General features: G+C 69.6%; 29 protein-coding genes and 1 tRNA gene. 17 read left to right on the forward strand and 13 right to left on the reverse strand.

Features of this window, described 5'->3' with window-relative positions; translation table 11 throughout:
* Positions 1-317: 317 nt before the first annotated feature.
* The gene (soxR, locus tag ABD156_RS35245; protein WP_344284167.1) at positions 318-770 is read right to left on the reverse strand and encodes a redox-sensitive transcriptional activator SoxR; all 453 of its coding nucleotides are present in this window, start codon (positions 768-770) and stop codon (positions 318-320) included.
* Between the two features lie 96 nt (positions 771-866).
* Here soxR and ABD156_RS35250 point away from each other — a divergent pair, with 96 nt between their 5' ends.
* From ABD156_RS35250 to infA, 4 genes are all read left to right on the forward strand, one after another.
* On the forward strand, positions 867-1,502 hold the full coding sequence (locus tag ABD156_RS35250) for a DsbA family oxidoreductase (protein ID WP_344284170.1): 636 nt from the start codon (positions 867-869) through the stop codon (positions 1,500-1,502).
* Positions 1,502-2,434 (forward strand): NADP-dependent oxidoreductase, encoded by a 933-nt coding sequence (locus ABD156_RS35255; RefSeq protein WP_344284173.1) that lies wholly within the window; start codon positions 1,502-1,504, stop codon positions 2,432-2,434. Before ABD156_RS35250 ends, ABD156_RS35255 begins: the two co-directional genes overlap by 1 nt.
* Positions 2,435-2,614: 180 nt before the next feature.
* Positions 2,615-3,400, forward strand: a complete 786-nt coding sequence (locus tag ABD156_RS35260) for a GNAT family N-acetyltransferase (protein ID WP_344284176.1) — start codon at positions 2,615-2,617, stop codon at positions 3,398-3,400.
* The gene (gene infA, locus ABD156_RS35265) at positions 3,390-3,611 is read left to right on the forward strand and encodes a translation initiation factor IF-1 (protein WP_344284179.1); all 222 of its coding nucleotides are present in this window, start codon (positions 3,390-3,392) and stop codon (positions 3,609-3,611) included. Before ABD156_RS35260 ends, infA begins: the two co-directional genes overlap by 11 nt.
* Before the next feature lie 52 nt (positions 3,612-3,663).
* On the opposite strand, the gene ABD156_RS35270 is transcribed toward infA, so the two are convergent.
* On the reverse strand, positions 3,664-4,113 hold the full coding sequence (locus tag ABD156_RS35270) for an SRPBCC family protein (RefSeq protein WP_344284182.1): 450 nt from the start codon (positions 4,111-4,113) through the stop codon (positions 3,664-3,666).
* Between the two features lie 44 nt (positions 4,114-4,157).
* On the opposite strand from ABD156_RS35270, the gene ABD156_RS35275 reads away from it, so the two are divergent.
* Entirely contained in the window at positions 4,158-4,766 is a 609-nt protein-coding gene (locus ABD156_RS35275) for a TetR/AcrR family transcriptional regulator (RefSeq protein ID WP_344284185.1), read from the forward strand.
* A 17-nt stretch (positions 4,767-4,783) separates the two neighbouring features.
* On the opposite strand, the gene ABD156_RS35280 is transcribed toward ABD156_RS35275, so the two are convergent.
* Positions 4,784-5,044, reverse strand: coding sequence for a hypothetical protein (locus ABD156_RS35280; protein ID WP_344284188.1), 261 nt, complete (start codon positions 5,042-5,044; stop codon positions 4,784-4,786).
* 154 nt (positions 5,045-5,198) lie between these two features.
* On the opposite strand from ABD156_RS35280, the gene ABD156_RS35285 reads away from it, so the two are divergent.
* Positions 5,199-5,272 (forward strand) — tRNA-Ile (locus ABD156_RS35285).
* A 133-nt stretch (positions 5,273-5,405) separates the two neighbouring features.
* Positions 5,406-5,978, forward strand: coding sequence for a hypothetical protein (locus ABD156_RS35290; protein WP_344284191.1), 573 nt, complete (start codon positions 5,406-5,408; stop codon positions 5,976-5,978).
* Here ABD156_RS35290 and ABD156_RS35295 read toward each other — a convergent pair.
* Entirely contained in the window at positions 5,877-6,830 is a 954-nt protein-coding gene (locus tag ABD156_RS35295; RefSeq protein WP_344284194.1) for a sugar-binding transcriptional regulator, read from the reverse strand. The two genes, ABD156_RS35290 and ABD156_RS35295, sit on opposite strands and share 102 nt — an antisense overlap.
* A gap of 200 nt (positions 6,831-7,030) precedes the next feature.
* On the opposite strand from ABD156_RS35295, the gene ABD156_RS35300 reads away from it, so the two are divergent.
* The 10 genes from ABD156_RS35300 to ABD156_RS35345 all read left to right on the forward strand — a co-directional run bounded on the left by ABD156_RS35300 (position 7,031) and on the right by ABD156_RS35345 (position 16,457).
* Entirely contained in the window at positions 7,031-7,807 is a 777-nt protein-coding gene (locus ABD156_RS35300) for an ATP-binding cassette domain-containing protein (RefSeq protein ID WP_344284197.1), read from the forward strand.
* Complete coding sequence (locus ABD156_RS35305) at positions 7,804-8,184, forward strand: hypothetical protein (protein WP_344284201.1); 381 nt, start codon at positions 7,804-7,806, stop codon at positions 8,182-8,184. The genes ABD156_RS35300 and ABD156_RS35305 overlap by 4 nt, the downstream gene beginning before the upstream one ends.
* 336 nt (positions 8,185-8,520) lie before the next feature.
* Positions 8,521-9,147, forward strand: coding sequence for a hypothetical protein (locus ABD156_RS35310; RefSeq protein ID WP_344284203.1), 627 nt, complete (start codon positions 8,521-8,523; stop codon positions 9,145-9,147).
* Positions 9,148-9,273: 126 nt separating this feature from the next.
* Positions 9,274-9,888 (forward strand): Crp/Fnr family transcriptional regulator, encoded by a 615-nt coding sequence (locus ABD156_RS35315; protein WP_344284206.1) that lies wholly within the window; start codon positions 9,274-9,276, stop codon positions 9,886-9,888.
* Between the two features lie 120 nt (positions 9,889-10,008).
* A complete protein-coding gene (locus ABD156_RS35320) occupies positions 10,009-10,776 on the forward strand; it encodes a hypothetical protein (RefSeq protein ID WP_344284209.1) in 768 nt (255 codons plus the stop codon).
* Positions 10,769-11,359: a hypothetical protein gene (locus ABD156_RS35325; protein ID WP_344284212.1), complete on the forward strand. Its 591-nt coding sequence runs from the start codon at positions 10,769-10,771 to the stop codon at positions 11,357-11,359. The genes ABD156_RS35320 and ABD156_RS35325 overlap by 8 nt, the downstream gene beginning before the upstream one ends.
* 144 nt (positions 11,360-11,503) lie before the next feature.
* Positions 11,504-12,196 carry a response regulator transcription factor gene (locus tag ABD156_RS35330; RefSeq protein WP_344284215.1) on the forward strand — a complete coding sequence of 231 codons (693 nt, stop codon included), beginning with the start codon at positions 11,504-11,506 and terminating at the stop codon, positions 12,194-12,196.
* The gene (locus ABD156_RS35335; RefSeq protein WP_344284218.1) at positions 12,193-13,584 is read left to right on the forward strand and encodes an ATP-binding protein; all 1,392 of its coding nucleotides are present in this window, start codon (positions 12,193-12,195) and stop codon (positions 13,582-13,584) included. The genes ABD156_RS35330 and ABD156_RS35335 overlap by 4 nt, the downstream gene beginning before the upstream one ends.
* Positions 13,585-13,824: 240 nt before the next feature.
* Entirely contained in the window at positions 13,825-14,454 is a 630-nt protein-coding gene (locus ABD156_RS35340; RefSeq protein ID WP_344284221.1) for a DUF998 domain-containing protein, read from the forward strand.
* A complete protein-coding gene (locus tag ABD156_RS35345) occupies positions 14,451-16,457 on the forward strand; it encodes a glycosyltransferase (RefSeq protein WP_344284224.1) in 2,007 nt (668 codons plus the stop codon). The genes ABD156_RS35340 and ABD156_RS35345 overlap by 4 nt, the downstream gene beginning before the upstream one ends.
* 180 nt (positions 16,458-16,637) lie before the next feature.
* On the opposite strand, the gene ABD156_RS35350 is transcribed toward ABD156_RS35345, so the two are convergent.
* From ABD156_RS35350 to ABD156_RS35390, 9 genes are read right to left on the reverse strand one after another with little or no spacing between them, the layout of a single operon-like run.
* Positions 16,638-17,306 (reverse strand): universal stress protein, encoded by a 669-nt coding sequence (locus ABD156_RS35350; protein ID WP_344284227.1) that lies wholly within the window; start codon positions 17,304-17,306, stop codon positions 16,638-16,640.
* Complete coding sequence (locus tag ABD156_RS35355) at positions 17,303-17,965, reverse strand: GntR family transcriptional regulator (protein WP_344284229.1); 663 nt, start codon at positions 17,963-17,965, stop codon at positions 17,303-17,305. The genes ABD156_RS35350 and ABD156_RS35355 overlap by 4 nt, the downstream gene beginning before the upstream one ends.
* Before the next feature lie 7 nt (positions 17,966-17,972).
* Positions 17,973-18,821: an amidohydrolase family protein gene (locus tag ABD156_RS35360; RefSeq protein ID WP_344284232.1), complete on the reverse strand. Its 849-nt coding sequence runs from the start codon at positions 18,819-18,821 to the stop codon at positions 17,973-17,975.
* A 12-nt stretch (positions 18,822-18,833) separates the two neighbouring features.
* Positions 18,834-19,808 carry a substrate-binding domain-containing protein gene (locus ABD156_RS35365; protein ID WP_344284235.1) on the reverse strand — a complete coding sequence of 325 codons (975 nt, stop codon included), beginning with the start codon at positions 19,806-19,808 and terminating at the stop codon, positions 18,834-18,836.
* Positions 19,809-19,830: 22 nt separating this feature from the next.
* Positions 19,831-20,685, reverse strand: coding sequence for a hypothetical protein (locus tag ABD156_RS35370; protein WP_344284238.1), 855 nt, complete (start codon positions 20,683-20,685; stop codon positions 19,831-19,833).
* Between the two features lie 29 nt (positions 20,686-20,714).
* Entirely contained in the window at positions 20,715-22,364 is a 1,650-nt protein-coding gene (locus ABD156_RS35375; RefSeq protein ID WP_344284241.1) for a thiamine pyrophosphate-binding protein, read from the reverse strand.
* Positions 22,361-23,407, reverse strand: a complete 1,047-nt coding sequence (locus ABD156_RS35380) for an amidohydrolase family protein (protein ID WP_344284244.1) — start codon at positions 23,405-23,407, stop codon at positions 22,361-22,363. The genes ABD156_RS35375 and ABD156_RS35380 overlap by 4 nt, the downstream gene beginning before the upstream one ends.
* A 19-nt stretch (positions 23,408-23,426) precedes the next feature.
* Positions 23,427-24,260 (reverse strand): HpcH/HpaI aldolase family protein, encoded by an 834-nt coding sequence (locus tag ABD156_RS35385; protein WP_344284247.1) that lies wholly within the window; start codon positions 24,258-24,260, stop codon positions 23,427-23,429.
* A gap of 1 nt (position 24,261) precedes the next feature.
* The gene (locus tag ABD156_RS35390) at positions 24,262-24,834 is read right to left on the reverse strand and encodes an SRPBCC family protein (RefSeq protein WP_344284250.1); all 573 of its coding nucleotides are present in this window, start codon (positions 24,832-24,834) and stop codon (positions 24,262-24,264) included.
* Positions 24,835-25,176: the final 342 nt, after the last annotated feature.

Raw genomic sequence — 25,176 nt, forward strand, 5'->3', positions numbered from 1 at the left:
GCGACCCAATGGTGCGAGGCCCGTTGCTGGCGCGCTGCCCTGGCCCGCTGATTCCGTGAGAGCCACTTTTACGGCAGTTCGGGTCCGTTGAGGGAACCCCTCGCCGACTCAGAGCCCGTCGGAGTCTTTCCTCAGGACCCGTCGAAGTCCGTGAGGGCCACCTTCACGGACTCTGGGTCCGTGAGGGGAACCCTCACGACCCGCGACCCGCGACCCGCGACCCGCGACCCGCGACCCGCGACCCGCGACCCGCGACCCGCGACCCGCGAAGTGGAGAGCGCGCGGGAAGGCGGGAGGCACGCGGAGCGCGCGGGCGCCTAATGCGGAAACCGGCGCGCCCCCGCGCCGCCCTGGCCGAGGACGTCGTCCGGATTCGAGTACGGGCAGGATTTCAGCGACAGGCAGCCGCAGCCGATGCAGTCGGTGAAGCGGTCCCGCAGCGCGGTCAGTTCCTCGATCCGGGCGGTGAGGCGGTCGTGCCAGCGGCGGGAGATGCGCTCCCAGTCTCGTTTGGTCGGGATGCGCTGGTCCGGCAGTTCGGCGAGCGCGTCCTTGATCTCCTCCAGCGACACCCCGACGCGCTGCGCGGTACGGATGAAGGCGATCATGCGCAGCGTGTCGCGGCGGTACTCGCGCCGGTTGCCGCTCGTGCGCCTGCTCGCGATGAGCCCGCGGCTCTCGTAATAGTGCAGCGTCGGGACGCTCACGCCGGCGCGTTCGGCGATCTGTCCCGGCTTCAGCCAGACGACCTCGCGCGTGATCTGGGGCATGGCAGCTCTTTCCGTGCTTGACATCAAGTCCGCTTGATGAAGTCCACTGTAGGCACCGCCCGGACGGCGGCGGTGATCGCGCGTGAAGGGGATTTTGTGACGACTACGACCCTGCGGGTATGGGCCGACGTGCTGTGTCCGTGGTGCTGGATGGGACATCGCCGCCTCGCGCAAGCGATTGCGGAGTCGGGTGTCCCGGCCCGCGTCGAGCATCGGAGTTTTCTTCTGGCTCCGGAAGGTCCTGGTCCGCGGCGGCGGCGGATCGGCGAGGTCGCCGCGGTCGAATGGGGGATCAGCGAGGCGGAATGGGGACGCCGCCGGGACCGGATCGAGCAGGCGGGGCGCGCGGACGGGCTGACGATTCGCATGGACACCGCGTGGGCGCTCGATTCCCGGCCCGCCCATCGGGTGCTCAAGCTGGCCGCCGCGCGGGGACTCGCCGAAACCGTTGCGTGGGAGGCGATGTTCGCCGCGCATCTGCGGGACAACCTCGATCTGGCGGATTGGAACGTGCTGGCGGACTTGAAGACCGGGCTGCAGCGCGACGAGGTGCTCGCGCTCGGCGAGAATGAGGACTACGCGGCGGAAGTGCTGGCGGATCACGAAGAAGGACGGTCGCTGGGGATCCGTTCTGTGCCGACGATCGTGCATGGCGACCGCCTTGTCGCCGGGGCGAGCAGTGTCCAGGAGTTGACGGAATTCGTCCGGTCGGCAGCGAAGGCGGTGGCGTGATGTCCAAGATCCCGTCGGTGATGCGTGCTGCCGCGATCGACGAGTTCGGACCTGCCGAACGGCTGACCCTTCACCGGTTGCCGACGCCAGTCGCCGGGCCCGGGGAGGTGCTGGTGCGCGTCGAGGCTGCTGGCGTTCAGCCGACCGACGTCGCGATTCGGGACGGCTGGACGCCGCCGGGCGCGACCATCGAGTTTCCGCAGGTTCTGGGCAACGAGTTCGCGGGGACGATCGTCCAGGTCGGCGCCGGGGCGACCGAATTCGAGACCGGACAACAGGTTTCCGGGTTCCGGGTGCTGGGCTGCTATGCCGAGTACGTCAGCGCGCCAGCCAGCCAAGTAACTCTCAAACCGGAGAAGGTCGATTGGCTGACGGCAGGAGCGCTGTCTGCTTCTGGACAGACGGCGCACACCGCGTTGGAACGGCTCGGTGCACGCTCCGGCGAGACGATCCTGATCCACGGGGCGGCTGGCGGCGTCGGCTCGATGGCCGTCCAGTTGGCGCGCTATCGCGGGCTGCGCGTGATCGGGACCGGCAGCGCGCAGAACCACGAGTATCTCCGCGCGCTTGGTGCGATACCAGTGACCTACGGCGAAGGCGAAATCGAACGCCTCCGTGAAGCCGCCCCAGCTGGTATAGACCTCGCTCTCGATACCGCCGGGCAAGGAACCCTTCGCACTGCGGCGGAGATCGTGGCCGAGCGCGGCCGGATCGGATCCATTGTGGAGCCAGCATTGGCCGCCGAACTCGGCGGACAGTGGATCACCAGCGACCGGTCCGCTCGGCGGCTCGGCGAGCTGCTCGACCTGTGCGCGCGAGGCGAACTGCGGGTGACCGTCCGGGCGGAGTACCCGCTCGACGACGCCGCGAGCGCCCATCGCGAGGTGGCTGTCGGACATGGTCGCGGCAAGGTAGTGCTGCGGATGAATTAAATCGGTGGACGGGGTCATCAGGCACCGTTATGGTTCGTCCCGACCGTGACTCGACGCCGGGAGGTGAGCCCCATGAACGCTGTTTCGATGTGGGTGCTCCCCGTGTCGTCACGGTCGGGCGACTGACGTAGGGGTTGCCAGGAGCGCCTTGAGCTGAAGGCACTCCGAAAGGTGACCATCATGGACACTGTGCGTTTCACCGAGGGCGAACCCGCGGTGAGCATCACCCGGGTCGAACCCGGACTGTGGCAAGCGTCGGACGACGGCAGGCCGGCCGGTCGCGGCGAGGCCACCACCCGGCCCGACGGGCGGGTTTTCCTGAGCGTCGACGCCTGGCACCGCTCCGTCTTCGACCAGCTCGCCCGCGAAATGCTGGCGACCCTGCCGGACCCCCTCCACACCGTGGTCGACGAAACCGACCGCGAACTGCTGGACGGCTGGCAGCAGGCCGGTCTGACGATCCGCCGCCGCGAATGGGAGTACGTCGTGCCCACGCGCGCTGCCGGGCCGGTTGTCCCGCCGCCGGGCGTCGCGATCGTGCCCGCCGGATCCGCTGAAGAGGGTCCGTTGCGCGAGCTGGACCGCGTCGTTCGCGCCGAGGTCGAGGCGACTGTCGGCTGGTCGGAGATGCCGGCTGAGGTGTTGCCGCACCCGGCTGGCGACACTGTCGTGGATCCGTCGAAGTACGCCGTGGCTGTCGAGGACGGCGAATACGTGGGTCTGATTCGCGTGGTTCAGGTGACGCGCCTGCCCCGGATCGGGCTCGTCGCCGTCCGCGCTGACCGGCAACGCCGGGGCATCGCTCGCGGGCTGGTGATGCACACACTCGACGTCCTGCACCGAGCAGGGATCAAGACGGCGTCGGCCGAGGTGAACGAGGCCAACGCGGCGGCGACGGCGCTGTTCGAGGGCATCGGCGCGCGGCGGGCGAACAGCACGGTGGAGTTGATGCGCCATGGCCGGTAAGGGCGGGATCGAAGTCGAGGGAACCGTGGTCGAGTGCCTGCGCGACGCCCGGTTCACCGTCGAATTGCCGAACGGGCACCACGTGCTGGCCCACATCAGCGGCAAGATCAGGAAGAACTTCATCAAGATCGTGCCGTATGACCGGGTTTTGGTGGAGCTGAGCCCGTACGACCTCGACCGGGGCCGGATCCTGTTCCGGTACCGGAACTAGTCCGGTCCGCCCGCCCGCGGTCCTGGTGCTCCGGCCGGGACCGCGGGGGCGGTCAGGTCGCGTTCGCGGTGGCGAGCCGGGCCAGCGCGTCGCATTTCCGGCCGAAGTTCGCCACGATGTCCGCGCCGATGATCCGCACCATGACCGCCCGCAGCGGCGTGTCGAGGACGACGCGCTGGGTCAGCTCGGCCCCGCCGGGGACGGCCGCGACGCTCAGCCGGAGGTCCATCCGGCCGAGCGGAACGGGCTGGCGGAGCGTGAACTCGTGTCCGGGCCGCCAGGCCGTGAAGGTGAAGTCCTTCGCGATTTTCGCGTGCACGCTGCCGCGGAATCCGCCGCTGGGGTAAAGGAATCCGGTCGATCCGGCGGTGATCGGCCCGTGCAGTTCGACGCGCGCGACGTCCGGGTCCCAGCGCGGCCAGTTCTGGACGTCGGCGAGGACGTCCCAGAGCGCGGCCGGGTCGACGGCGAGGGTCCGGGTGGAGGTTTTGTCCCAGGTCATGCCCCGAAGATATACGGAACTGCCAGTCTCGTAAACTGTGCGCCATGACGAACAACCGGCGCGGACGGCCGCGAGAGCAGGGAATCGACGAGGCGGTGCGGGCCGCGGTCAACGAACTGCTGGAGGAAGTCGGCTACCAGCGATGCACGGTCGACGCGATCGCCGCACGCGCCGGCGTCGGCAAGGCGGCGCTCTACCGGCGCTGGAAGTCGAAGGCGGAACTCGTCTTCGCTGCCGTCGTGCACGACGACGCACTGGCAGCCCCGCCCGACACCGGCACTCTGCGCGGTGACGTGGCGGGCGTTCTCGCCGACATTCAGTCCGCTTTGGACGGACCGCAAGTGCGAAACGCGTTGCCTGGCCTGCTTGTCGACCTCCGCGCCGAAGACGCACCCACGGCCCGGCTCGGCGAATTGTTCCTGGTGCGGGAACGGGCGTACCTGGTGGAGGTGCTAGACCGCGCAGTCAACCGCGGCGAGCTGCTTCGCCGCCCCGAAGTGCCCGTAGTGCACGCGATGCTGCTCGGTTCCGTCTTCGCGTGGCTGCACCTTTTGCGGGAAGCGGTGCCGTCCGGCGGTCTCGCCGAGGCGCTCGCACCCGGTTTGTACGGCGCCATTGCCGGGTTGGGCGGCGTTGCTCATTTTCCCACGTAACCGCAACGGAATCCGCGTTACCGCCGCGGCCGCGGCGACGGCTTGCGCCGTGACAGCTCGTCCGCGATTATCGCGTCCAGGCGGGTGTTCGCACTGCGAAGAGCACGGTATCCCCGGTATGCCACCACGATTACCGCAACCCCGACGACCGCGGCGACCGACAGGACCGCCCCGTGCGAGACGAGGGTGTCCCGGTAGTCGCGGGCGAGGTAGCCCAGCCCGAGCCCGGCGGCGAGAGCATCGAGAAGCGCGAGCGGAACCCGTGCTGGGATGGGCATGGCGGTCTCCTCTCGGACCCGACCCCCAGCAATCTAGGCGACTGACGGCCCGCGCGAGGGTTCCCGACCCGATCGGCCTACGCTCCCCGGCCCGCGCGGGCCCTGTGCTAAGTTGACCTGAACTGGGGGGATCGACCTGCGGAAGCGAACCCAGGGGCCGGTAGCTCAGTTGGTTAGAGCAGGGGACTCATAATCCCTTGGCCGTCGGTTCGAGCCCGACCCGGCCCACTCTGCCTCCCTTTATATAGGGTCTGACCTGCGAAAACGCCCTCAAAATGACCTTGAGGAGCGGTATCGCGGAAGCGCTGGAAACGAGCACAGCGCTGGTAGGCCAAGGGATTGTTCGAGTAAGCCTGTTTTCATGACCGCCGTTGAGGCACCGCTGGAGGTGCGGGAGCCCGATGGCATCCGGGAGTTCGTCTCGGACTGGAGAACGCATCTGAGGGCCAAGAACCGCGCCGACTCCACGATCGACGCCTACCTCGACAGCATGGCCATGCTGGTCAACTGCCTCGACGACGAAGACATCTCGATGGTGGCTCCCGACATCGGTCGTCGGGAGCTGGAGCGGTATTTCGAATATCTCCGCCAACGGCCGAATTTCCGCGCCGGGGAGTCGCTGTCGCACAGTTACATCGCCAAGCAAGAGATTGTCGAGTTGTCCCCGTTTTACAAAATGGAGGTGCCGCACCTCCCGGACAATTATCCGACGGTCTTTCGCGAAAAAGAGTTGAAAGCGCTTCTTGCCACTACAAAAGGGAAAGCTGAACAGGCGAACGGAGCACATGGCCGGGAACGGCTGGCGTCTGGAACACGTCGTCGGCGTCGCGACCTACCGGCGTTCGTGCTCGGTTTCCGGCTCGCGGGCGAGCAGTTCAGTCGCCACCGCGGCGTCGGTGACCACGGACGTGACAGTGCTGCCTCGCAGAACTGATTGGAGCGCTTCGGTTTTCTCGGTTCCGCCGGCGACCGCGATGACCTCCGGGATGCGTCCGAGCTGTGAGTGGGGGATGGCCATGGTGCGTTCGGCGAGCGTGGTCGGCACCGGACGTCCGTCGCGGTCGAAGAAGATCGAGCACATTTCGCTGGCGACGTCGAGGTTCGCGAGTTCTTCGCGGTCGTCGTCGGTGAGCACGTCGTAGACCTGCGAGCCGTGCGATGACCAGCCGTCGACCGCGACGACGGCGACGGTGATGTCGGGCCACCGGGAGACTGCCGCGTGGATGCCCGCTTGCCGGCGCAGTGCTTCGCCGGTGTGCCGGTCGGACACCATGAGCGGCGCGTAAATGGGGTGGTGCGGGCCGCGGGTGACCGACGTCAGCTGCCGGATCAGGTCCACCGAACTGGCCTGGACGGCTCCGGCGATGCCGGTCATCTGCACGAGACGGCACGGGGGAAGATCCTTGACCTGGCGGGCCATCGCGTCCAGCGTCCGTCCCCAGGCGACCCCGAGCACGTCGTCTTCGGTGAGGGTCTCGGCGAGCAGGTCGGCGGCCGCGCGGCCGAGCGCGTCGCGCAGTCCCTCGCCGTCCGGGAACGGCCCGGAGACGACGAGGGCGTGCTTGAGCCGGTAGTGGCGGCGCAGCCGTTCGGAGAGTTCGGTGTCGACCGCGGCGCTGCCGGTGATTTCGATGCGGACGATGCCCTCGGCGACGCACGCGTCGAGGATGCGCGCGACCTTGTACCGGGAGATCCCGTGCTGGGCGGCGATGTCGGTCTTCGCCATGCCTTCGAGGTAGTACTGCCGCGCGATCGCGGTCGCCTGGACGAGCTCGGCCGGGCCCATGGATTCCTCCTCCTGCTGCTGCGGTGCCGCCCACTGTAGCGCGCGTGTGCCCATATGGGCGCACTCTTTGACAGACGGGCGCGAGAGAGCTGTCATACCTGACACAGAGTTCGAGTGCTCAGATGGGCGGCTCAATGGCCAGATGGGCGAACTCGGGGTCTGCTGTCCGTCACATCCAGCCCCCCAACGAAGGAGGAGGAGTGGACACCGCTGCCCAGTACGTCGTGCAGGCGCGAGGAATCCGGAAGGCGTTCGGCCACGTCGAAGCGCTGCGCGGGGTGGACTTCGAGGCCAAGGCCGGCGAGGTCACCGCGTTGATCGGGGACAACGGAGCCGGGAAGAGTTCGCTGGTGAAGGTCCTGTCCGGGGTGTATGTCCCGGACGAGGGCGAGTTGCGGATCGACGGCAAGCCCGTCCGGCTCAGCTCTCCGGCGGATCTGCGAGAGCACGGGATCGAGACGGTCTACCAGGACCTCGCCCTGGCGACCGACCTGACTCCGTACGAGAACGTGTTCATGGGCCGGGAGATCTTCCGCGGCGGGCCGCTGGCGCCGCTGCGGCTGGTCGACCGGCGGACGATGCGGGCCCGGGCCGAGGAGACGTTCCGCGGCCTCGACGTGCGGATCAAGGACCAGGGTGCGCCGGTGGCGGCGTTGTCCGGCGGGCAGCAGCAGAGCGTCGCGATCGCGCGGGCCGCGATGTGGGCCCGGCACCTGGTGATGATGGACGAGCCGACCGCGGCGCTCGGCGTCGCGCAGACGCGCAGCGTCCTGGAGCTGATCCGGCGGGTCGCCGACCAGGGCATCGCGGTGATCCTGATCAGCCACAACATGCCCGACGTGCTGTCGGTGGCGGACTCGATCCAGGTGCTGCGCCTGGGGCAGCGGGTCGCGTCGTTCGCCCGCGGCGAGGCGGAGGTGCCCGACCTCGTGCAGGCCATGACCAGCGGAACTCCGGCGGAGGCGAAGGCATCATGACGGTCAAGAACGACAGCTCGGTGGGGGCCACGATCGCCCGGGTCACCGGGGACGCAGGCGGTGCGCGGGTCCCGTCGCTGGCCCGCCGGCTGCTGGGCCGGCCGAGCACGGGCATGGTCGCGATCCTGTTCGTGCTGGTGGCGGTCTTCTCGCTGATGCGGCCGGAGGCGTTCCTCGGCGCGTACAACTTCCGCAGCATCGCGCTCGCCGCGTCGGTGGTCGGGGTGATGGCGATCGGGCAGACGTTCGTGCTCGCCACCGGCGGCATCGACCTGTCGGTCGGCTCGGTGCTGGTGGCATTGCGGGATCTGCGAGGCCTCCGGATCCGGCTCGCGGCCTGCCTTCACGCGTGCGTGCTCGGTGGCGCTCGGTCGTGAACCGGGTCGACGGCAAACGTGGATTCGGCGGTCTTTCGCGGGGTGACACCAGGTTGAGCAGACGGCTCATTCGACATCGAGGCCGTGTGGGACTACTTGGCGGCGAGGGACGACATCACCTGCATCGGACCGGGACCGAGCGTGCTCGCCGAAGGCCCGAACGCCGGCATGTGGCGGGTCTGCTTCCGCGCCCCCCGGGGGCTGACGATGAAGGTCGCGGCTCGTTGAGCACAGCCGGGCGCGGGCAGTTCGATTCAATCGCGCATTCGCACATCGAAGTCCGGCTTTGTCCGGCGGTGGACGGAACTCTCATGCCGGATCTGCTGTGGTGGCCGGGTGGGTTTTGCGAAACGGGCGGTCGGCGGGCAGGAACGGGTGGCGGTGTGGGTGCGTCATCAGTTCACGGTGAACGAGGCGGTCGAGGCCGTGCTGGCTTCGCACGCGGCTGCCTATGGCGGCTCGCTCAGCGTGGCCGTGGGGGAGTTGTCGGTGCGGGGCGTGCGCGCGGATCTGAGACGCGCCGGGCGCGGGCGGCAGTCCGGCGGAATGCGGGCGCTGCCGGTTGATGCGGAGTCCGTCGTTCGGCGTTTCCAGACGGCGCGGGTGCGGGGTCAATTGGTTCGGCTGGGGATGTTCCCCGCCGCGGCTGCGGGCGGTCGGGGCGAGGGCGCGGCCCAGGAGGTTGTGGTGGAGCATCAGTTCACGTTCGCCGAGGCGGTGGCGGCGGTGATGGGGGTGAAGTCCATGGTGCGGCCGGTGCCGGGACGGCGGATCGTGCCGTTGACCGCGGGGGAGGTCCGCAGCGCGTTGTGGTGGTCTGCCGGGCACGGTCCCGATGGCGTGCTGATGGAGCAGTGGCGCGCCGAGCCGGCGGACGGGCCGTTGAACCGGCTGGCCGGCTGGGTGCGCGGCGAACTCGTGCGGCTGCGGGTGTTCACCGGTCCGGCTGCCGAGCGTGGGTGATCGTCCGCGCTTAGGCTCCGTGCTCGGACGGGCGCGTGGAGCGGAGGGTGCGTGGGGCGGGGAGCAGGGGGCGGGCGGAAGCCGTCGTTTCTGAACCGGTTGCCGGAACGGGACAAGACGAGGCTGATGTCCTTGGGCAGTCGGCAGCGGCTGCGGCCGCGGGAACCGGTGCTGGCGGTGGGCAAGGCAGGCGTCGACGTGGTCGTGCTGGAGCAGGGGCACGTGAAGGTGACCTCGACCGATCACGAGGCCCGGCAGGTCATTCTGGACGTCGGCGGCCCAGGCGACATCTACGGCGAGGCCGCGGTGATGACCCGGCTGCCGCGGATGGCCGACGTGGTCGCGCTGGACGACGTGGCGCTGCGGCGGATCGACGCCGAGACGTTCCGCCGGTTCCTCCACGAGAATCCGGAAACCACCTATCAGATCAGTGTCCTGCAGAGCGAGCGGTTGTGGAACGCGCAGCGGGAACGCACCAACACCCGTACGCCGGACATGACTGTCCAGATCGCGCGGCGGTTGCTGTACCTGGTCGACGTCTGCGCGAGCGAGCGGGACGGGGGATGGTCGGTGGACGCGCCGCTGACCCAGGAGGAGCAGGCGGCATTCATCCCCGTCTCCCGCGGCACCCTCGCGAAAGCGCTGAAGCAGTTGCGGAGCCAGAACGTGATCGCGACCGGACGGCGGTCGCTGACCGTGATCGACGTCCCCCGGTTGCAGTCCCTCGCCGAGATGACCTAGATCACCCATCCGGCGACAACTGATGCGCGGTTCTGTGCACCGGTGAACAGAACTCGATGCCGGGTAGTCGTGACACTCCTGCCTGTTACCAAATGATGACAGTGCAGGGGGAGAACACCGATGAGCGCGTTCACGTCGAGTCACTACGCCGCGCGCACGCGGGCGGTCATCGTGGTCGACATCGTGGGTTCGTCGCGGGCCAGCGACGACCTGCTCGACCCGATGAAAACCGAGATGGAATCCCTGCTCGCACAGGCGCTGGCCACGACTGGCCTGTCCTGGGACGAGGCCGGGCACCCGCGCGAGACCGGCGACGGCTCGATGCTCGCCTTTCCCGATCACGAGGCCGGACGGCTGGTGGAGGTCGTGTTCCACCTCGACCACCTGCTGCGGTCGCGTAACCGGTACCACCGGTTCCCGATGCGGGCGCGGGTCGCGGTGCACCTGGGGCCGATGGCGGACGACCGGCGCTACCACCGCACGTACATCACCCTGACCCGGCTGCTCAATTCCGCCGCGTTCGGCGAGGTCGTGCGGCACTGGTGCCACGCCGACCCGACCGGCGAGCGGTTCGGGGCAGCGCTGGTGATGTCCGAGGCGATCTGGCGGGCGGTGGTCGAACCGTTCACCGTCGGCCTGGTCCCGCCGGCCCGCTGCGCGCCGATCCACGTGAGCACCGGCGACTTCACCGGCGACGCGTGGATCCACCTGCCTGGCCTCGACACCGCCGGCACCGTCATCAGCTTGCAGGATCCTCCCGTCGCGGCGCTTCCGCCGCTGCCGCCGCAGGGACTCCGGCTCACTCATTTGAACTCCGTCGACGACGCCGACTTCGGCAGTCCGAGCAGCAACGGCCACGCCGACAACGGACTGGCCCACGGTGCCTAGGTTCCGCCCTGACGCTCGCCCTGTCCTCGGCTACAGCATCAGCAGCGCGATCGCGCGCACTAGGGCCAGGCTGCGCGGCCAGCACGTCGCCGTCGTCGCCCACCGCGCGGCCACTGCCGGGCTGAGCGTCAACTCCGGCGAACGCTTCTACCTCATCGACCGGAGACTGCAGACCGACAGCTTCCGGGTTGCTTTGCCCGCCAGAGAAACAGAACGCCGCTGGCTGACGGTGGAAGCCGACTGGTGGATCCATGACCCGTACCTGCTCCTGTCCACCGCGCCCAGCGACGCGCGCAAGCAGTTGCACCACGACATCACACGGACGGTCAGCGCGTTCGCGCGGATCAGTCCAAGTCCGGAACTGCTCGCTGTCCGTCGGCACGTCGAAGAACGCCTTCGCGGCACAACCACTCGCACCACGGCCGGATGCACCTGGAAACTCACCGCGATCCGCGCCGACGTCCGGCATGTCGGAAAGCCTTGGCGAGCCGGCCTCGACGCCTGGCTGCACCGTTATCTTCACGACCCGCCTGCCGACGATCCACCCGGCAGGGGACAAACGGAAACAACCAACCCGTTCTGAACGCGGCGCACTGTCTTCGGCCCGATCCGAGGGAACAGGTTTGGCGGCTGGCGCGCGGCTGGTACCGAACTCCCGGAACGGGCGACTTCTCACTGAGTTCTCATTTTCGTGCGGGAGAGTGGGGCCAGGCGGAAGGAGGCGGCGGTGCATTTGGTCGTGGTCGACGACGAGGAAGCGGTCCGGGATTCGCTGTCGCGGACGCTGCGGTTCGAGGGCTATACCGTTTCGCTCGCGCGGGACGGGGCGGAAGGTCTCGACGTGATCCGGGCGGAGAAGCCGGACGGTGTCGTGCTCGACGTGATGATGCCGGTGCTCGACGGCCTGGACAGCTGTCGAGTGCTGCGTGCCGAGGGCAACTTCGTGCCGATCCTGATGCTGACCGCGCGCACGGGCGTCACGGACCGGGTCGCGGGTCTCGACGCGGGTGCCGACGACTACCTGGTGAAACCGTTCGCGCTGCGGGAATTGCTGGCGCGGGTGCGGGCGCTGCTGCGCCGGGTCGAGTACGACGCTCCGGCGCGTCCGGCCGGGTCCGCGCTCTCCTTCGCCGACCTGGTCCTGGACCCGGAGACCCGGGAGGTTCGCCGGGGCGACCGGCCGATCCGGCTGACCCGCACCGAGTTCGCGATGCTGGAGGCGTTCCTGCGGCATCCGCGGATCGTGCTGACCCGGACGGCGATGTTCGACCAGGTGTGGGGCTACGACTTCGGCAGTTCGTCCAACGGCCTGGACGTCTACGTCAGCTATCTGCGCCGGAAACTCGAAGAGGGCGGCGAATCCCGGCTGCTGCACACCGTGCGCGGGGTCGGCTACGTGCTGCGGGACGACCCGCTGTGAACCGGCTGCGGTGGCGGGAGCGCTCGCTGCGCACCCGGCTCACCGCGATGGTCGCGCTCGCCATGGCCGTCGCGGTGGTCGCGACGTTCTCGGCCGCGTGGTTCCTGACCCGGGCAAACCTGTATCAGCAGTTCGACGCCCAGCTGCAGACTTACGCGCAGGTCGCCGCGAAGGCCGCGGACCCGGCGGAGGCGCTGGCCACGCTGCGTGCGGTGCAGCAGGACAAGTCGGGTCCAGGTTCCGGGCGGGCCGAGGCGATGGCGGTGGAGTTCGTGGACGCGGACGGGGCGAGCGTCGGCGTGGCTGGCGCGCCGCCGTTTCCGACTGGCCCGCAGGCCCGATTCGTCGCGGCGGGGGACGCGGCGCTCGGCTTCGACGTCGAACGCATCGGCGGGGATCGCTACCGGGTGCGCAGCGTGCCGCGGCCCGGTGGGGGAGCGGTGCTGGTCGCGCGCAATTCCGAAGGCCTGGAAGGAACTCTCGCCGAACTCGGCGGGTGGCTGACGCTGGCCGGGCTGGTCGGTGTCGCCGGTGCGGCGCTGGCCGGGCGCGCGATCGCCAAGACCGCGCTGCGTCCGGTCGCCGCGCTGACGGTCGCCGCCGAAGACGTCGCCAGGACTCAGGAACTCGCCGCCGGCATCACCGTCGCGGGCAAGGACGAACTGGCGCGGCTGGCCGACGCGTTCAACGAAATGCTCGGCGCGCTCCGCCTTTCGCGCGACGAGCAGCGGCGGCTCGTGCAGGACGCCGGGCACGAGCTGCGGACTCCGTTGACCAGCCTGCGCAACAACATCGAGCTGCTGATCCACGCCGAGGGCCAGGACCGGGCGCTGCCGCCGGAGGACCGGACCCGGCTGCTCGCGGACCTCGATGTCCAGTCGGTCGAACTCACCACTTTGGTCGGCGAGCTGGTGGACCTGTCCACTGGCGAGCGGGAGCCGGAACCGGTGGACCGGGTCGATCTCGCGGACGTGCTCGCCGCCGCCGCGGACCGGGTCCGGGCCCGGTCGCCGCAGGTGGGGTTCGCCGTGACGCTGGCGAGCGCCGAGGTGAAGGGCCGGGCCGGGGCGCTGGAGCGGGCGGTGCTGAACGTGCTCGACAACGCCGCGAAGTGGAGCCCGCCGGGCGGGACGGTCCGGGCGGCGGTGCTGCCGGAGATCCCGGCGATCGTCGTCTCGGACCAGGGACCGGGCATCGCCGAGGTCGACCTGCCGCACGTGTTCGAGCGGTTCTACCGGGCCGAAGCGGCGCGGTCGAAGCCGGGGTCCGGGCTGGGGTTGGCGATCGTGGAGCAGGTGGTCGGCCAGCACGGCGGGACGGTCCGCGCCGGATCCGCCGACGGCGGGGGCGCGCGGTTCGAGCTGGCGTTCCCGGCCGCGGGCGCGTGATCGGGTCAGCCGAGGTCGCAGGGCGACGGTTGAGCGGAATGCGGCATCCTGCCCGAACCGGCCGGATCCGCTCGTGCCGCTGAAGGACTCGCCGCGCCGGGCGAATCCGCCGCGAATTCTCCTGTCCGACACCGGAATCGGCCGATTCCGCCCCCGCGTCCGAACCCCGCCGAGCGCTTCTTAACCGAACCCCGGGGAATTCTCATCAGCTTCTCATCCGGCCCGCCCACCGTGGGGCAGGTGACCGGAAGCCTTGTCAGCGCCACTCCCGCGAAGCGGCTCGCCTGGTGGGCGATCGGCCTCACCACGGCCGCGCTTTCGCTGATCGGCACGCTGTCGTTCGCCTTCGACCCGACCGTCGACCCGTTCCGCGACCCGGTCAGCGACTACGCCCTGCACCGGGTCGCCCGGATCTGGTTCGCCCTGGCCGTGCTCCTCGTGCTGACCGCCGGAGTCCTGCTCGTCGCGGCCGCCCGGGCCACGGCGTTGCCCGCCGGGCGCACCACCATCGTCCTTTTCGGACTGTGGGGCGTCGCGCTGGTGATCGAGCTGGTGTTCCAGGGAAACGCGGCGGTGGGCGAATCGACCTTTCACGGCACTGTTCACCGGATCGGCGGCGCTGTCCTTTTCGGAGCGTTGCCGGTGGCTTGCGCGTCGCTGGGGCGACGGCTGAGCGCCAAGCCGCATTGGGCGAGGACCGCGCGCCGCCTCACCGGTTGCGCGATCGCGGGCCTGGTCACCGCCGCTGGTTTCGGCGCCGCCCAGTTCGTCACGGCATTGCCGGCCGGATTGCTCGAACGCGTCGCGCTCACCGCGGAACTGGCCATCCTGATCACCGGCGCCCGCGCGATCGGAAGGGCGGGCCGATGACCCTCGTCGCGATCGCGCTGGCGGTGCTTGCCGCGTGTTTCTTCGCCGCCGCCGTCCGCTTTCAGCACCGATCGGTCGAAACCGCCGACGGGACCGGTTTGCGCGTCGTCAGCGCAGTCCTCCGCAATCCGATCTGGCTCGGCGGCACCAGCCTCGCCGTTCTGGGCAGCGCGCTGCACCTGATCGCGCTTTCGCTGGCGCCGCTGGCGGTTGTCCAGCCGACCGGCGTGCTCAGCCTGGTTTTGACCGTCGGGTTCCGAAACCCGGACCGCTCCAGCCGGGCAGTCGCTGCGACCGTCGCGGTATGTGCGGGAGTCGGCGGATTCGTCCTGCTCTCCGCCACGTCCGTCGGAGTCGCCGCTATCCCCAGCCTCGCCAGCGCCCAACCGGCGCTGCTGGCCGGAGCGTGCGCGGCCGCCGGAGCATGGTTTGTCCGCGGCAGAGCGAAATGCCTGACCCAAGCCGCCGCCGCGGCAGTCCTTTTCGGACTCGGCTCCGCCACGATGCGCGTCGCTGCCCTGCATTTTGTCCACGGGACTCCCGGGACGGGCGCGGTAGTGGCCGCCGAAGCCGGACTGCTCCTGCTGGCCGGCGGCTGGCTGATGCACCGGGCCTACGCCAGCGGTCCCGCCGCGGTCGCTGTCGCGGCGACAACTGTCGTGGACCCGTTCACCGCAATCCTCGCCAGCGCCTTGCTGTTCGGCGAGCGACCAGTCGTGTCGCCCGTCGCCGCCACTGTCCAAATCGGACTGGCCGCCGTCGCCATCGCCGGCGTCGTCGTGCTGGCCTACGCGAAACCGTCACCTCGAACTGTTCAGGAGCGTCCCATGCCGCATTCCCGGTTGCGTATCGTCATCGGCGCCGACACCTTCCCTCCCGATGTGAACGGCGCCGCCCACTTCGCCGAACGCCTGGCCCGCGGATTGAGCGCCCGCGGCCACGAGGTCCACATCCTCACCCCGCAGCGCGCCGAGGTCCCCGATCCGGACGCCGGCTACGCGCTCCATTACGTGCCGTCCCACCGCACGCCCTTCCACCCGACGTTCCGCTTCAGCACACCGCGCCGCGCCCGTCGCACCGCCGCCGAACTGCTGGACGAACTCCGCCCCGACGTCGTCCACGTCCAGTCGCACTTCTCGGTCGGCCGCGGTCTGCTGGCCGCCGCCGAAGAACGTCGCGTCCCCGCCGTCGCGACAAACCACTTCATGCCGGAAAACCTGCTCGGCTTCGTATCGCTGCCCGAACCGGTGACGTCAGCGCTGACCCGCTGGGCCTGGCGCGACTTCGTCCGGGTCTTCCGCCGCGCCGGGGTCGTCACCACGCCGACCCCGCGCGCCGCGCAATTGCTGGAGGAAAAGGGTTTCCCCGGCCCGGTAGCAGTCGTCTCGTGCGGAATCGACCTGGGCCACTACGTCCCGGCCGAACCCGCGCCCGCCGATCCCGTCCGCGTCCTGTTCGTCGGCCGCCTGGACGCGGAGAAGAACGTGGACGACCTCCTCCGGGCACTGCCGAAAGTCCCGACCCTGCACGCCACCCTCATCGGCGACGGTTCGTGCCGGACGGAACTGGAACACCTCGCCGCCCGCCTGGACGTCGCGGACCGGGTGACGTTCCGCGGTTTCGTGCCGGACGCCGAACTGGTGCGCGCGTACCGGACCAGCCACCTCTTCTGCATGCCGGGCACCGCCGAACTGCAAAGCCTGGCGACGATGGAAGCGATGGCCGCCGGCCTCCCGGTGCTCGCCGCCGACGCGATGGCCCTGCCCCACCTGGTGACCCCGGGCCGGACCGGGTGGCTCTACCCGCCCGGCGAGACGGAGGTGCTGGGGGAGCGCCTGCTGGAACTGACCGCCGATCCCGCCCTGCGCGCGAGAATGGGCCGAGCCGGTCAGGAAGCCGTTGCCAGGCACGGAATAGCCCGGACCCTGGACGCCTACGAGGATCTCTACCGAGCCGCGACTGGGGCGCTTCCGCACACCCCGGTGACCGGCCAGGCAGCGTAACCCGGCAAGCCTGTGAAGGGCCGCGGAAGTCGGCCGAACCACCGCGCATTCGATCGGAGTCTCGGCAACCGCTGTCCGGTCGTTCAGTCGCACACCGAGCATCTGGCTGCCATCACAGCCAGATGCTCGGATGCCCGAGACTGCCTTGAGCAGCGGCACATCAACGGTCTCCTCGGCGGTCTACGGAGCCGGCAGCAGCACTCCGCCCGAGCGCACGCTGTGCTTGAGGGCTTGTATCCGCGAAGAGGTGGCGAGCCGGTAGGTGATGGCGACGTCCGGGCACGACACCAGCCAGTCCGCCAGTGCACTCACCGCGAAGCCGGCTAAGTCCGCTGAACAGGCGCGATGCCGGATAGCGGCGGTGTGCAGGACATGCAGGTCTGCTCCGCCGGAGCGGGCGAGGTCGAAAGCGAGCGCCAGTGTGCCGAGGTGCGCTTGCCGGGAACGCATCTCGGACACCACTGGCCCGCAGCGGGAGCCCGCGAATGCGAGCGGTCTGCCCACGCCGCGGAGGAGCGCTCGCCACGGAACCTGGGCGCACGCGGGTGCCACGATCAGCGAGGAGTCCAGCCTGGCACCAATGGCGAGCAGTTCTGCGGTCCCGCCGGACTCGGCGCCGGACACCCGCAGCGCGGGCCAGGCTGCGACCGCCTGCTCGACCGCGTGGTCGACGCGGGCTTCCGGCACCAAACACACTGCTGGGAGAGCAGGCTCGAGAGTGATGGGCCACCAGGTCGTTCTGGCGACGACGAGTTCGCAGCCACGGCGTACGGCCGCCGCGGCTGCCCACGACAGCGCGTGCTCCGCTGCCGGGGTGCCGTCGAACGCGACGAGGACCGGTCCGTTCATTCCCGGACCGGGCCCCGGTCGAGCAGCAGCGCGCGCCGAGCGGAACCGACGTGGTGGCGCATCGCCGCGGCCGCCGCGTCCGGGTTGCGGGTGATGATGGCCAGCAGGATCGCGCGGTGCTCGGCGAGGGAACCTGCTCGCGGGTGCTGCGCCGAGATGTTGCGATACTGGCGCATCACCAAGGGATAGAGCAGCGTGTCGTACGTCCGTGCCAGCGTCGCCTGGTGCGCGGCCGCTTTGACCTGCTGGTGGAACGCCCGGTTGCCCCTCGAATAGGCGGCCTGGTCGCTCTTTCCCTGCGCCGCTTCCATTCCCTCCAGCGTCGCGCGCAGTTCGGCGATCTCCCGGTCGGTCGCCCGCTCCGCCGCTTTGCCCGCCAGCGCCGCCTCCAGGGTTTCGCGGGCTTCGAGGATGTCCGCGGCCTCCGACAGGGTGAAGCTGCGCGTGCGGACCCCGCGGTTGGCCTCGCTGGTGACGTATCCCTCCTGCGCCAGCCGCACCAGCACCGAACGGATCGTGCCGCGGGAGACCTCGAACCTGGTGGTCAGATCCGCTTCCGTCAGCCGGGTGTTCGGCTCGTAGGCACCGGAGAGCAGCACGGTCCGCAGCTCCTCGTAGACCTGGCTGTAGCGCGTCGTGCGGCTGTCGCTGTCGACCATGCGGCGCCTAGCCCGGCAGTCCTGGATACAGCCGCCGCGCGGTGCCGCCGAAAATCTCGTGCCGCTCGGGCTCCGGGACGTCGGCGAGGACCTCGTCGGCGAGCGCGACGAGTTCGGGCAGGGATTGCTCCGCCGCGGGGAGATTCGAGCCCCACGCGATCCGTCGCGCGCCGAACGACGTCAGGACGGGGTCGAGGAACGCCGCCGCTTCCTTTCCGGCCGCGTGCAGGGGTTCGAGGTTGCGGTGGGTCAGCTTGAGGTGCAGGCCCGGGTGCACGGCCAGCTTCGCGACCGCCGAACCGGCGTCTCCCGGCGAGGCCGCGATGTCCGGGTAGCCGAGGTGGTCCAGCAAGACCTGGACCGAAGGGAATCGGTCCAGCAGTGCGTCCAGCTGCGCGGTCGCCGGGCCGAGCCGCATCTGCAGGCACACTGTCACGCCGAGTTCGGCGGCTTTTTCCCAGAACGGGAAGCTTTCCGGGGCGGCGAACCACTCGCCCTGAGTGGGAACGGTGCTGCCGCTGGTGAACAGCCGCACGCCGGACAGACCGCCGCTGGTGACCTTCTCAAGATGTTCGGCCGCGTCCGGTCGCAGCGGGTCCACGGTGCCGACCGCGAGGAACCGGTCCGGACGCTGGGCTCGGCTGTCGAGGACGTAGGAGTTGTCGTAGCCGTACGCGGTCGTGGCTTGGACCAGCACCGCGTGCGCGATGCCTGCCTCGTCCATCCGCTGCGCCATCCCGTCGGCGGTGACCGGACGGGTCGTCGCCCAGCCCGACTGCTTGCCGCCCAGCGGAGCGCGCGGATAGTGGGCGAGGTCGGCGGAGACGACGTGGCAGTGGGTGTCGATGATGTCCATGAACAGCACCTTTCAGGCGTCCGGGTAGTCGCCGTCGGCGAACAATTGCCGCGGTTCGGCGGGGAAGTCGGCGTCGAGCAGACCCTGTGCCCGCGAGAACTCCACAAGCGCCCGCAGGCTCGCGTCGTTGGCACCCAGGCCGTACGGGATCGGATCGGCGCCGAGCTGGCGGGCTTGCTTGCCCAGTCGGGGCAGTGCCGACCATTCCGGATCCGCTTCGACCTGGCGGCGCTTGCTCTCGGCGAAGGCGGCGTACAGCGCGGTCGGCAGGTCCGGGTCGCGTTCGACCAGCTCGCTGCGTACCGCGATCACCGAGTGCAGGGGGTAGATCCCGGTGCGCAGATGCCAATCGAGGGCGAGCACCTCGTGGTCGGGGAACAGCGGATAAGGACCGTCCTCTGTGGACTCTGCCGGTGCCGACCATCCGGCTCGCGGCGCACCGGCCCGGCCCGTGCCCGCGTTGCCGCTCAGCGCGGCGTCGATCTCCCCGGCGCGCAGCAGCTCGCTGAGCGACCGGCCGTCGGTGACGTGCTCGACGTTCGACGGTGCGCGGCCCTCGATGTGGTCCTCGTCGTCGACGACCCAGGTCACCGAGCCGAGGTCGAGGCCGTATTCGTCGTGGAGGATCCCGCGCACCCAGACGCCGGTGGTGACGGTGTAGGCGCGCACGCCGATCCGGGTGCCCGCCAGATCGGCGGGGAAACGGATTCCGGACGCCGCGCCGCACTGCACGTCGGCGTGGTGGAAGCGACGGTTGAGGAAGACCGGGATCGCGGTCAGCGCGACGCCTGCCTGCCGGGCCATCAGGTAGGAGGTGGGCGCGAGTTCGCATACGTCGAACTCGAGGTCGCGGATCATCCGGCGGTACGCGCCGATCACCGGCGTCACCTCGACCGGTTCCACCGCGCGGCCGGGAATCTCGACATCGCCGTTCAGCAGCGCGCGTCCGTGTGCGTAGTCCCCGAGGACCATCGAAAGCTTTTCCATGTCGTGCCTTTCTTTTCTGGGTTCAGCCGAGCCGCGATGCGGACACGCCCAGCGCTTCGCACGTCCGGTCCACGAGTTCGTCGAACGAGACGGCGCGGGGGAGCACCTGTTGTTCGAAGGCGTAGCGGGCGACCTCGGTGACCGGTCCACGCAGCCCCTCGAACCCGACGGGATTGAGCTCGGCCGGGCCGGTGCGCACTTGCGCGGCCAGTGCGTCGTAGATCGCGAGGACAGCCTTGGCGTCGGCCGCCGGATCGAACGCGACGACGTGGTTGATCGGGGCGAAACCCTTGCGCTCGGCCCACTTCTCGGCCACCGCCAGCGCATCCGGGATCGCGGTGCGGATGCGGTCGTCCGAGGGCAGTTCGTTGCCCATGATCCCGTAGTCCAGCTTGCCGTCGAGGAAGTCGGCGGGCAGCTTCGAGCCTTCGGGAGCCCGCTTCGTCCACGACGGATCGGTGTACTCGGGCACATGGCCGTCCTCGTAGGTGATCCAGTCCACTTCGGACAGATCGAGGCCGTAGTCGTCGGCGAGGAACCCGCGCAGCCACACGCCGGTGGTCTGGCTCCACGATCGCACGCCGACGGTTTTCCCGCGCACGCCGGCCAATCCGGCCTCGCCGAGCGTCACCAGGGTCTGGTGCTGGTGGCGGCCGAGCGCGGTGATCGGCAGCAGCGCTACCGGTTTGCCGTACGCGACCCCCTGCAGAAGCGTCACGATAGCCAGTTCGCACACGTCGGCGGTTCCGTCGTTGACGAATCCGCGCGAGGCTTTGTGCACGGGACGGATGCCGAGGCGTTCGGGGGACGCCCCGGCGGTCTCGGCGGCTTCCAGCGCGGCGGCCGCGAGGTCGTCGCGGCCCAGCACGATCTTCATGTCGGGGTTCCTCTCCTGGTCGGGCACGCTCACACGTCCTCGCCGTACTGGATCCGGCGGTAGGGCACGCTCAGCACGTCACGGGTGATCCGGACGTCGATCACGGTCGGCCGCGGTTCGCGGACGTATTCGCCCAGCGCGGCGCGAAGTTCCTCGACGCTGCGGACGGTCGCGCCGCCACCGCCCAGTGCCCGGGCTACCGCGCCGAGTTCGGGCGTCGGGATGACGGCGAGTGCGGGATCGAGTCCCTTGGCGCTCGCCTTGTGGTACTCGGCGCCGAGGCCCTCGTCGTTCATCACGACGACGAGCACCGGCAGGTCGTAGCGGCAGGCGGTCTCGAATTCGGGCAGGTGCATGAGGAAACTCGCGTCGCCTTCGACGACGAACATCGGTTCGCGCTTGGCGACCGCGGCGCCGATGGTCAGCAGCGGGGCCTGTCCGATCGCGCCGAACATCCCGTAGTTGGACGTGACCTCGCGCGAACGCTGGAACAGCATCGTGCCGAAGTCCGTCTGGTGCCCGCTGCCGAGCACGAGCCCGATCTCGCCGGGTAGTTCGGCGTCGACCACGGCGATCGCTTCGCGCGGGTCGAGGAGGCCGGGTTCGCGGCGGTATTCGGCCGGGTCCACGAGCGGGGCGGTGAGCCGGGCGTGCACCTCGGCGGTGTGGAAGCCTTCGAGTTCGACGCCGCGTCGTTCCAGCGCGGTGGACAGTGCGTCCAGCCCGGTCACCGCGTCCGCCTGGACGTAGCTGTCCGCGACGCGGCCGTTGCCCATCACGACGTGCGGCGCGGTGTCGATCTGCACGAATTTCGCGTCCGGGAAGAGATAGCCGCTTTCGATCGTGTAGTGGTTCAGGCTCGCGCCGACCGCGACGACGCAATCGGCTTCCTGCAGCAGTTCCATCGCGACCTTGCTGCCGAACAGCCCGGCGATTCCGACGTGGTACTCGGTCTGCCCGTACAGCCAGTTCTTCGCCTGCAACGTAGTCGCCAAGAGCGCACCGGTTTGCCGTTGCAGCGCGAGGACCTGCGCCGCTGCGTCTGCGCTCCGGGCGCCGCGTCCGGCGATGAGCACCGGCCGTTTGCTTGCCGCGAGCAGTTCCGCGGCCTGCTCGACGCTCGCCGGATTCGGCAACAGCGCCGGGGTCCGCAGCAGTTCGGTGGACGGCGAATACGGCAGGACGTCCTCGAATTCCTGCAGTTGCACGTCGATCGGCGCGCTGATCATGACCGGCCGGGACTCGGTGCGCGCGAGATAGAACGCGCGCCGCACGATTTCCTCGGCCGAGTCCGCCTTCGCGACCTGCAGGAACTCGCACTCGATCGCGGCGGCGAACCGGCGCTGGTCCAGGTACTGCACCGCACTTTCGTCCCCGAGCGGGGTTTCGCCGCAGAACGCGACGAGAGGGATACGGGCGCGGCTGGCCACCAGCATCGAGGTGGCCAGCTGCGCGGTCCCCGGCCCGCTCGTCGTGGTGACGACGCCGGGACGGCCCGACGCGCGGGCGAAACCGTGCGCCATGCTGAGCCCCGCGCCCTCGTGACGCACCTCGTAGAGCTGGGTTCCGTGCCCGGCCAACGCGTTCATCCAATGCATGTTGGCGTCGCCCATCATGCCGAACACGTCCGTGACGCCTTCGGCTGCGAACGCCGCGGCCAGTGCTTCGTAGACCTTCACCGCGCGGCCTCCTGCTTCGCGAAGCGGCGGGCGAGGCGCGGGAACACCCGCAGCGCGTTGCCGCCGTAGATGGCTTCCCGTTCGGCGGGGCCGAGGGAATCGAGGGAATTCAGCAGCGCGAGGGTGTCGTCGAACCGGTGCCCGGTTTCGGGGTCGACCGAACGGACGGCGCCGATCATCTCCGAGGCGAACAGGATGTTCGCGGAGGGCACGATGTCGGTGAGCAGTTCCAGTCCGCGCCGGTGGTACACGCAGGTGTCGAAGAAAACGTTGCCCAGCAAGGCTTCTTCGAGCGGCGGCCGGCCGCGGTCGAGCATCATGCCCCGGTAGCGGCCCCAGTGATACGGGACCGCGCCGCCGCCGTGCGGCAGGATCAGCCGCAGCGTCGGGAAATCGGTGAACAGATCGGATTCGCACAGCTGCATGAACGCCGAGGTGTCGCCGTTGAGGTAGTGCGCGCAGGTGCCTTGCACAGCTGGGTTGCGCGACATCGCGACGTGGACCATCGCGGGTACGTCCAGCTCCGCCATCTTCTCGTAGAGCGGGTAGTAGACGCGGTCGGTCAGCGGCGGCGCCTGCCAGTACCCGTCGGACGGGTCGGGGTTGAGCAGGCAGCCGACGAATCCGAGTTCCGTCACGCAGCGCTCCAGCTCGGCGGCCGACGCGCGGACGGACTCGGCGAGCGCGTCCCCGGGCGACTGCGGCAGCTGGCACACGCCGACGAAGTTGTCCGGGAACAGGCCGCAGACACGGGCGATGAGGTCGTTGCTCACCCGCGACCACACCCGGCTGGTCTCGGCGTCGCCGTAATGGTGCGCCATTTTCCCGGCACCGGGCGAGAACAGCGTGACGTCGGTGCCGCGCTCGCGCTGCAGCTTGAGCTGGCCGTTCTCGATCGCGGCGCGGATCTCCTCGTCTTCGATGCGCAACTCGTCGGGGGAGTGGCGCGCACCGGTGGCTTCGAACTTTGCGATCTGCCGTTCGCGCCATTGACCGAGCGCGGCCGGAGCAGTCGTGAAGTGGCCGTGGCAGTCGATGATCATGGGTTCCTCCCGAAATGGGTCAGCGACCGGCCAGCTCGCGGGCCCGGTCGAGGCCGGGATAGCTGCGGACCGGTGCGGTCATGAGGAAGCGGTAGCCCTCGTCGAGGACCTGTTCGGCGTTGCGGGCGGTGACGTGCGGATGCCCGACGACGACGTCGTGCTCCCGGCAGATCGCGACGATCCGCTGCCGGGCCTCGACCATCAGCGGGTGCTCCAGCTGCCGCGGCACGCCGAGTTCCTGGCTGAGGTCGCCCTCGCCGATGAGCACGAGCCCGATGCCCGGCACCTCGCCGAGAATCGCGGGCAGGTTCTCGATGCCGAGCTGGTCCTCGATCTGGATCACGACGAGGATCTCGCCGTCCGGGTCGAGCGGCCAGACGCCGGCCTTCGCGTAGTAGTCCTGCGTGGACAGTCCCCAGTAGCGCGCGGCGGCGGCCGGCGCGTCGCCGCGCAGGCCCGCCGGTTCGAAGCGTTCGGTTCCGGGCAGGCTCGGGTAGCGGCAGGCCGCCACCGCGTTGCGGGCTTCCTCGACGCGGGAGACATGCGGCCAGACGATGCCGTACGCGCCCAGGTCGAGCGCCTGCTTCGCGTGCCATTGGCCCTGTTCCGCGCCGTTGACCGGCACCCGGACGAACGGGGTCGGTGACGGCGCGAGGGTCCCGGACTCGAAGATGCGCCGCCGGTCGAGCAGGTACTGCAGGCTGTCCCGCAGGTTCACGGCGTCCCACGGTTTGTGCTCGGCCTCGAAGACCAGTCCGTCGTAGGCCGAGCCGGCGAAGTCGAGCGCCGCCGACGGCTCGGGCGGGGCGAACGCCGCGAAGGCGGGTTTCCCCGACTCCAGGGCTCCGATCACGCTATTCAGCCTGGCCACTGCGCACCTCGCTCCGCTCGTTCTGTCGCTTGTGGACAATCCGCTGCCACCAATCCCGCAGCCGGGCCCACAGCGAGGGACGGGCGGGCGGTTCGGTCGCGGTCCCGCCTGTGCACTTGCGCACCAGTTCGGCGGAAAAGTCTTTGGTCATCCGGGAAACCACCGCGCCTGCCCCTGCCTCGATGAGCGACGCGAGCTTCCCCGCGAGGCTCACCTGGCCGGTCACGCGGACGCGCGAACCGCCCGCGGCCGGATCCGGGACGACCCGGAAGGTCGCGTTCGCGGAGAAGCGGGTGGCCCCCTGCCCGTCACGGCCCTTCGCCGACAGCCGTCCTTCCCGCTCGGGTTCGTCCAGGTCCAGCGCGACGCGGGCACCGAACCGCACGCGCACCGCGCCGAACTTGACGACCAGCGTCCCGTCGAACGATCCGTCCTCGTGCGAGGCGCCGAGTTCGGCTCCGTTGATGCACGACACCACCGCTTCGGGGTCGGACACGACCGCCCACACCCGCTCCGGCGGTGCGGGAACGGGGATCTCCTCGTCGATCTCGATCACAGCTCTGCCCTCGCTCGGCGGCTCCGTCCCGCAGGGGAGGCGGCCACCAGATTGTTTAACAACTTTGCGGCGGACCGTAGCAGGCGGTCGCGACAGACTGCAAGAAGTCATTTTTGTACAAGGATCTTGCTCAGCCATCTGGAAAGCTCTGGATAATCTTGTAGGACAAGAGTCGAAGCCGAGCTTTCCGCAGGTGGAAGGCATGATCGCGGCGAGCCGAGTGGAGTCAGTGCATCACGAGGCGGGCTGGATTGTTAGACGATTTGAGTCCGGAGAGGTTGAAACACCGAGGTTCGGCGCGTACGGTCGCTGACACTGTTCGACATTTCGGGTGTCCGCCCG

It is taken from the genome of Amycolatopsis albidoflavus (genome assembly GCF_039525725.1).
Taxonomy (GTDB): Bacteria; Actinomycetota; Actinomycetes; order Mycobacteriales; family Pseudonocardiaceae; genus Amycolatopsis; species Amycolatopsis albidoflava.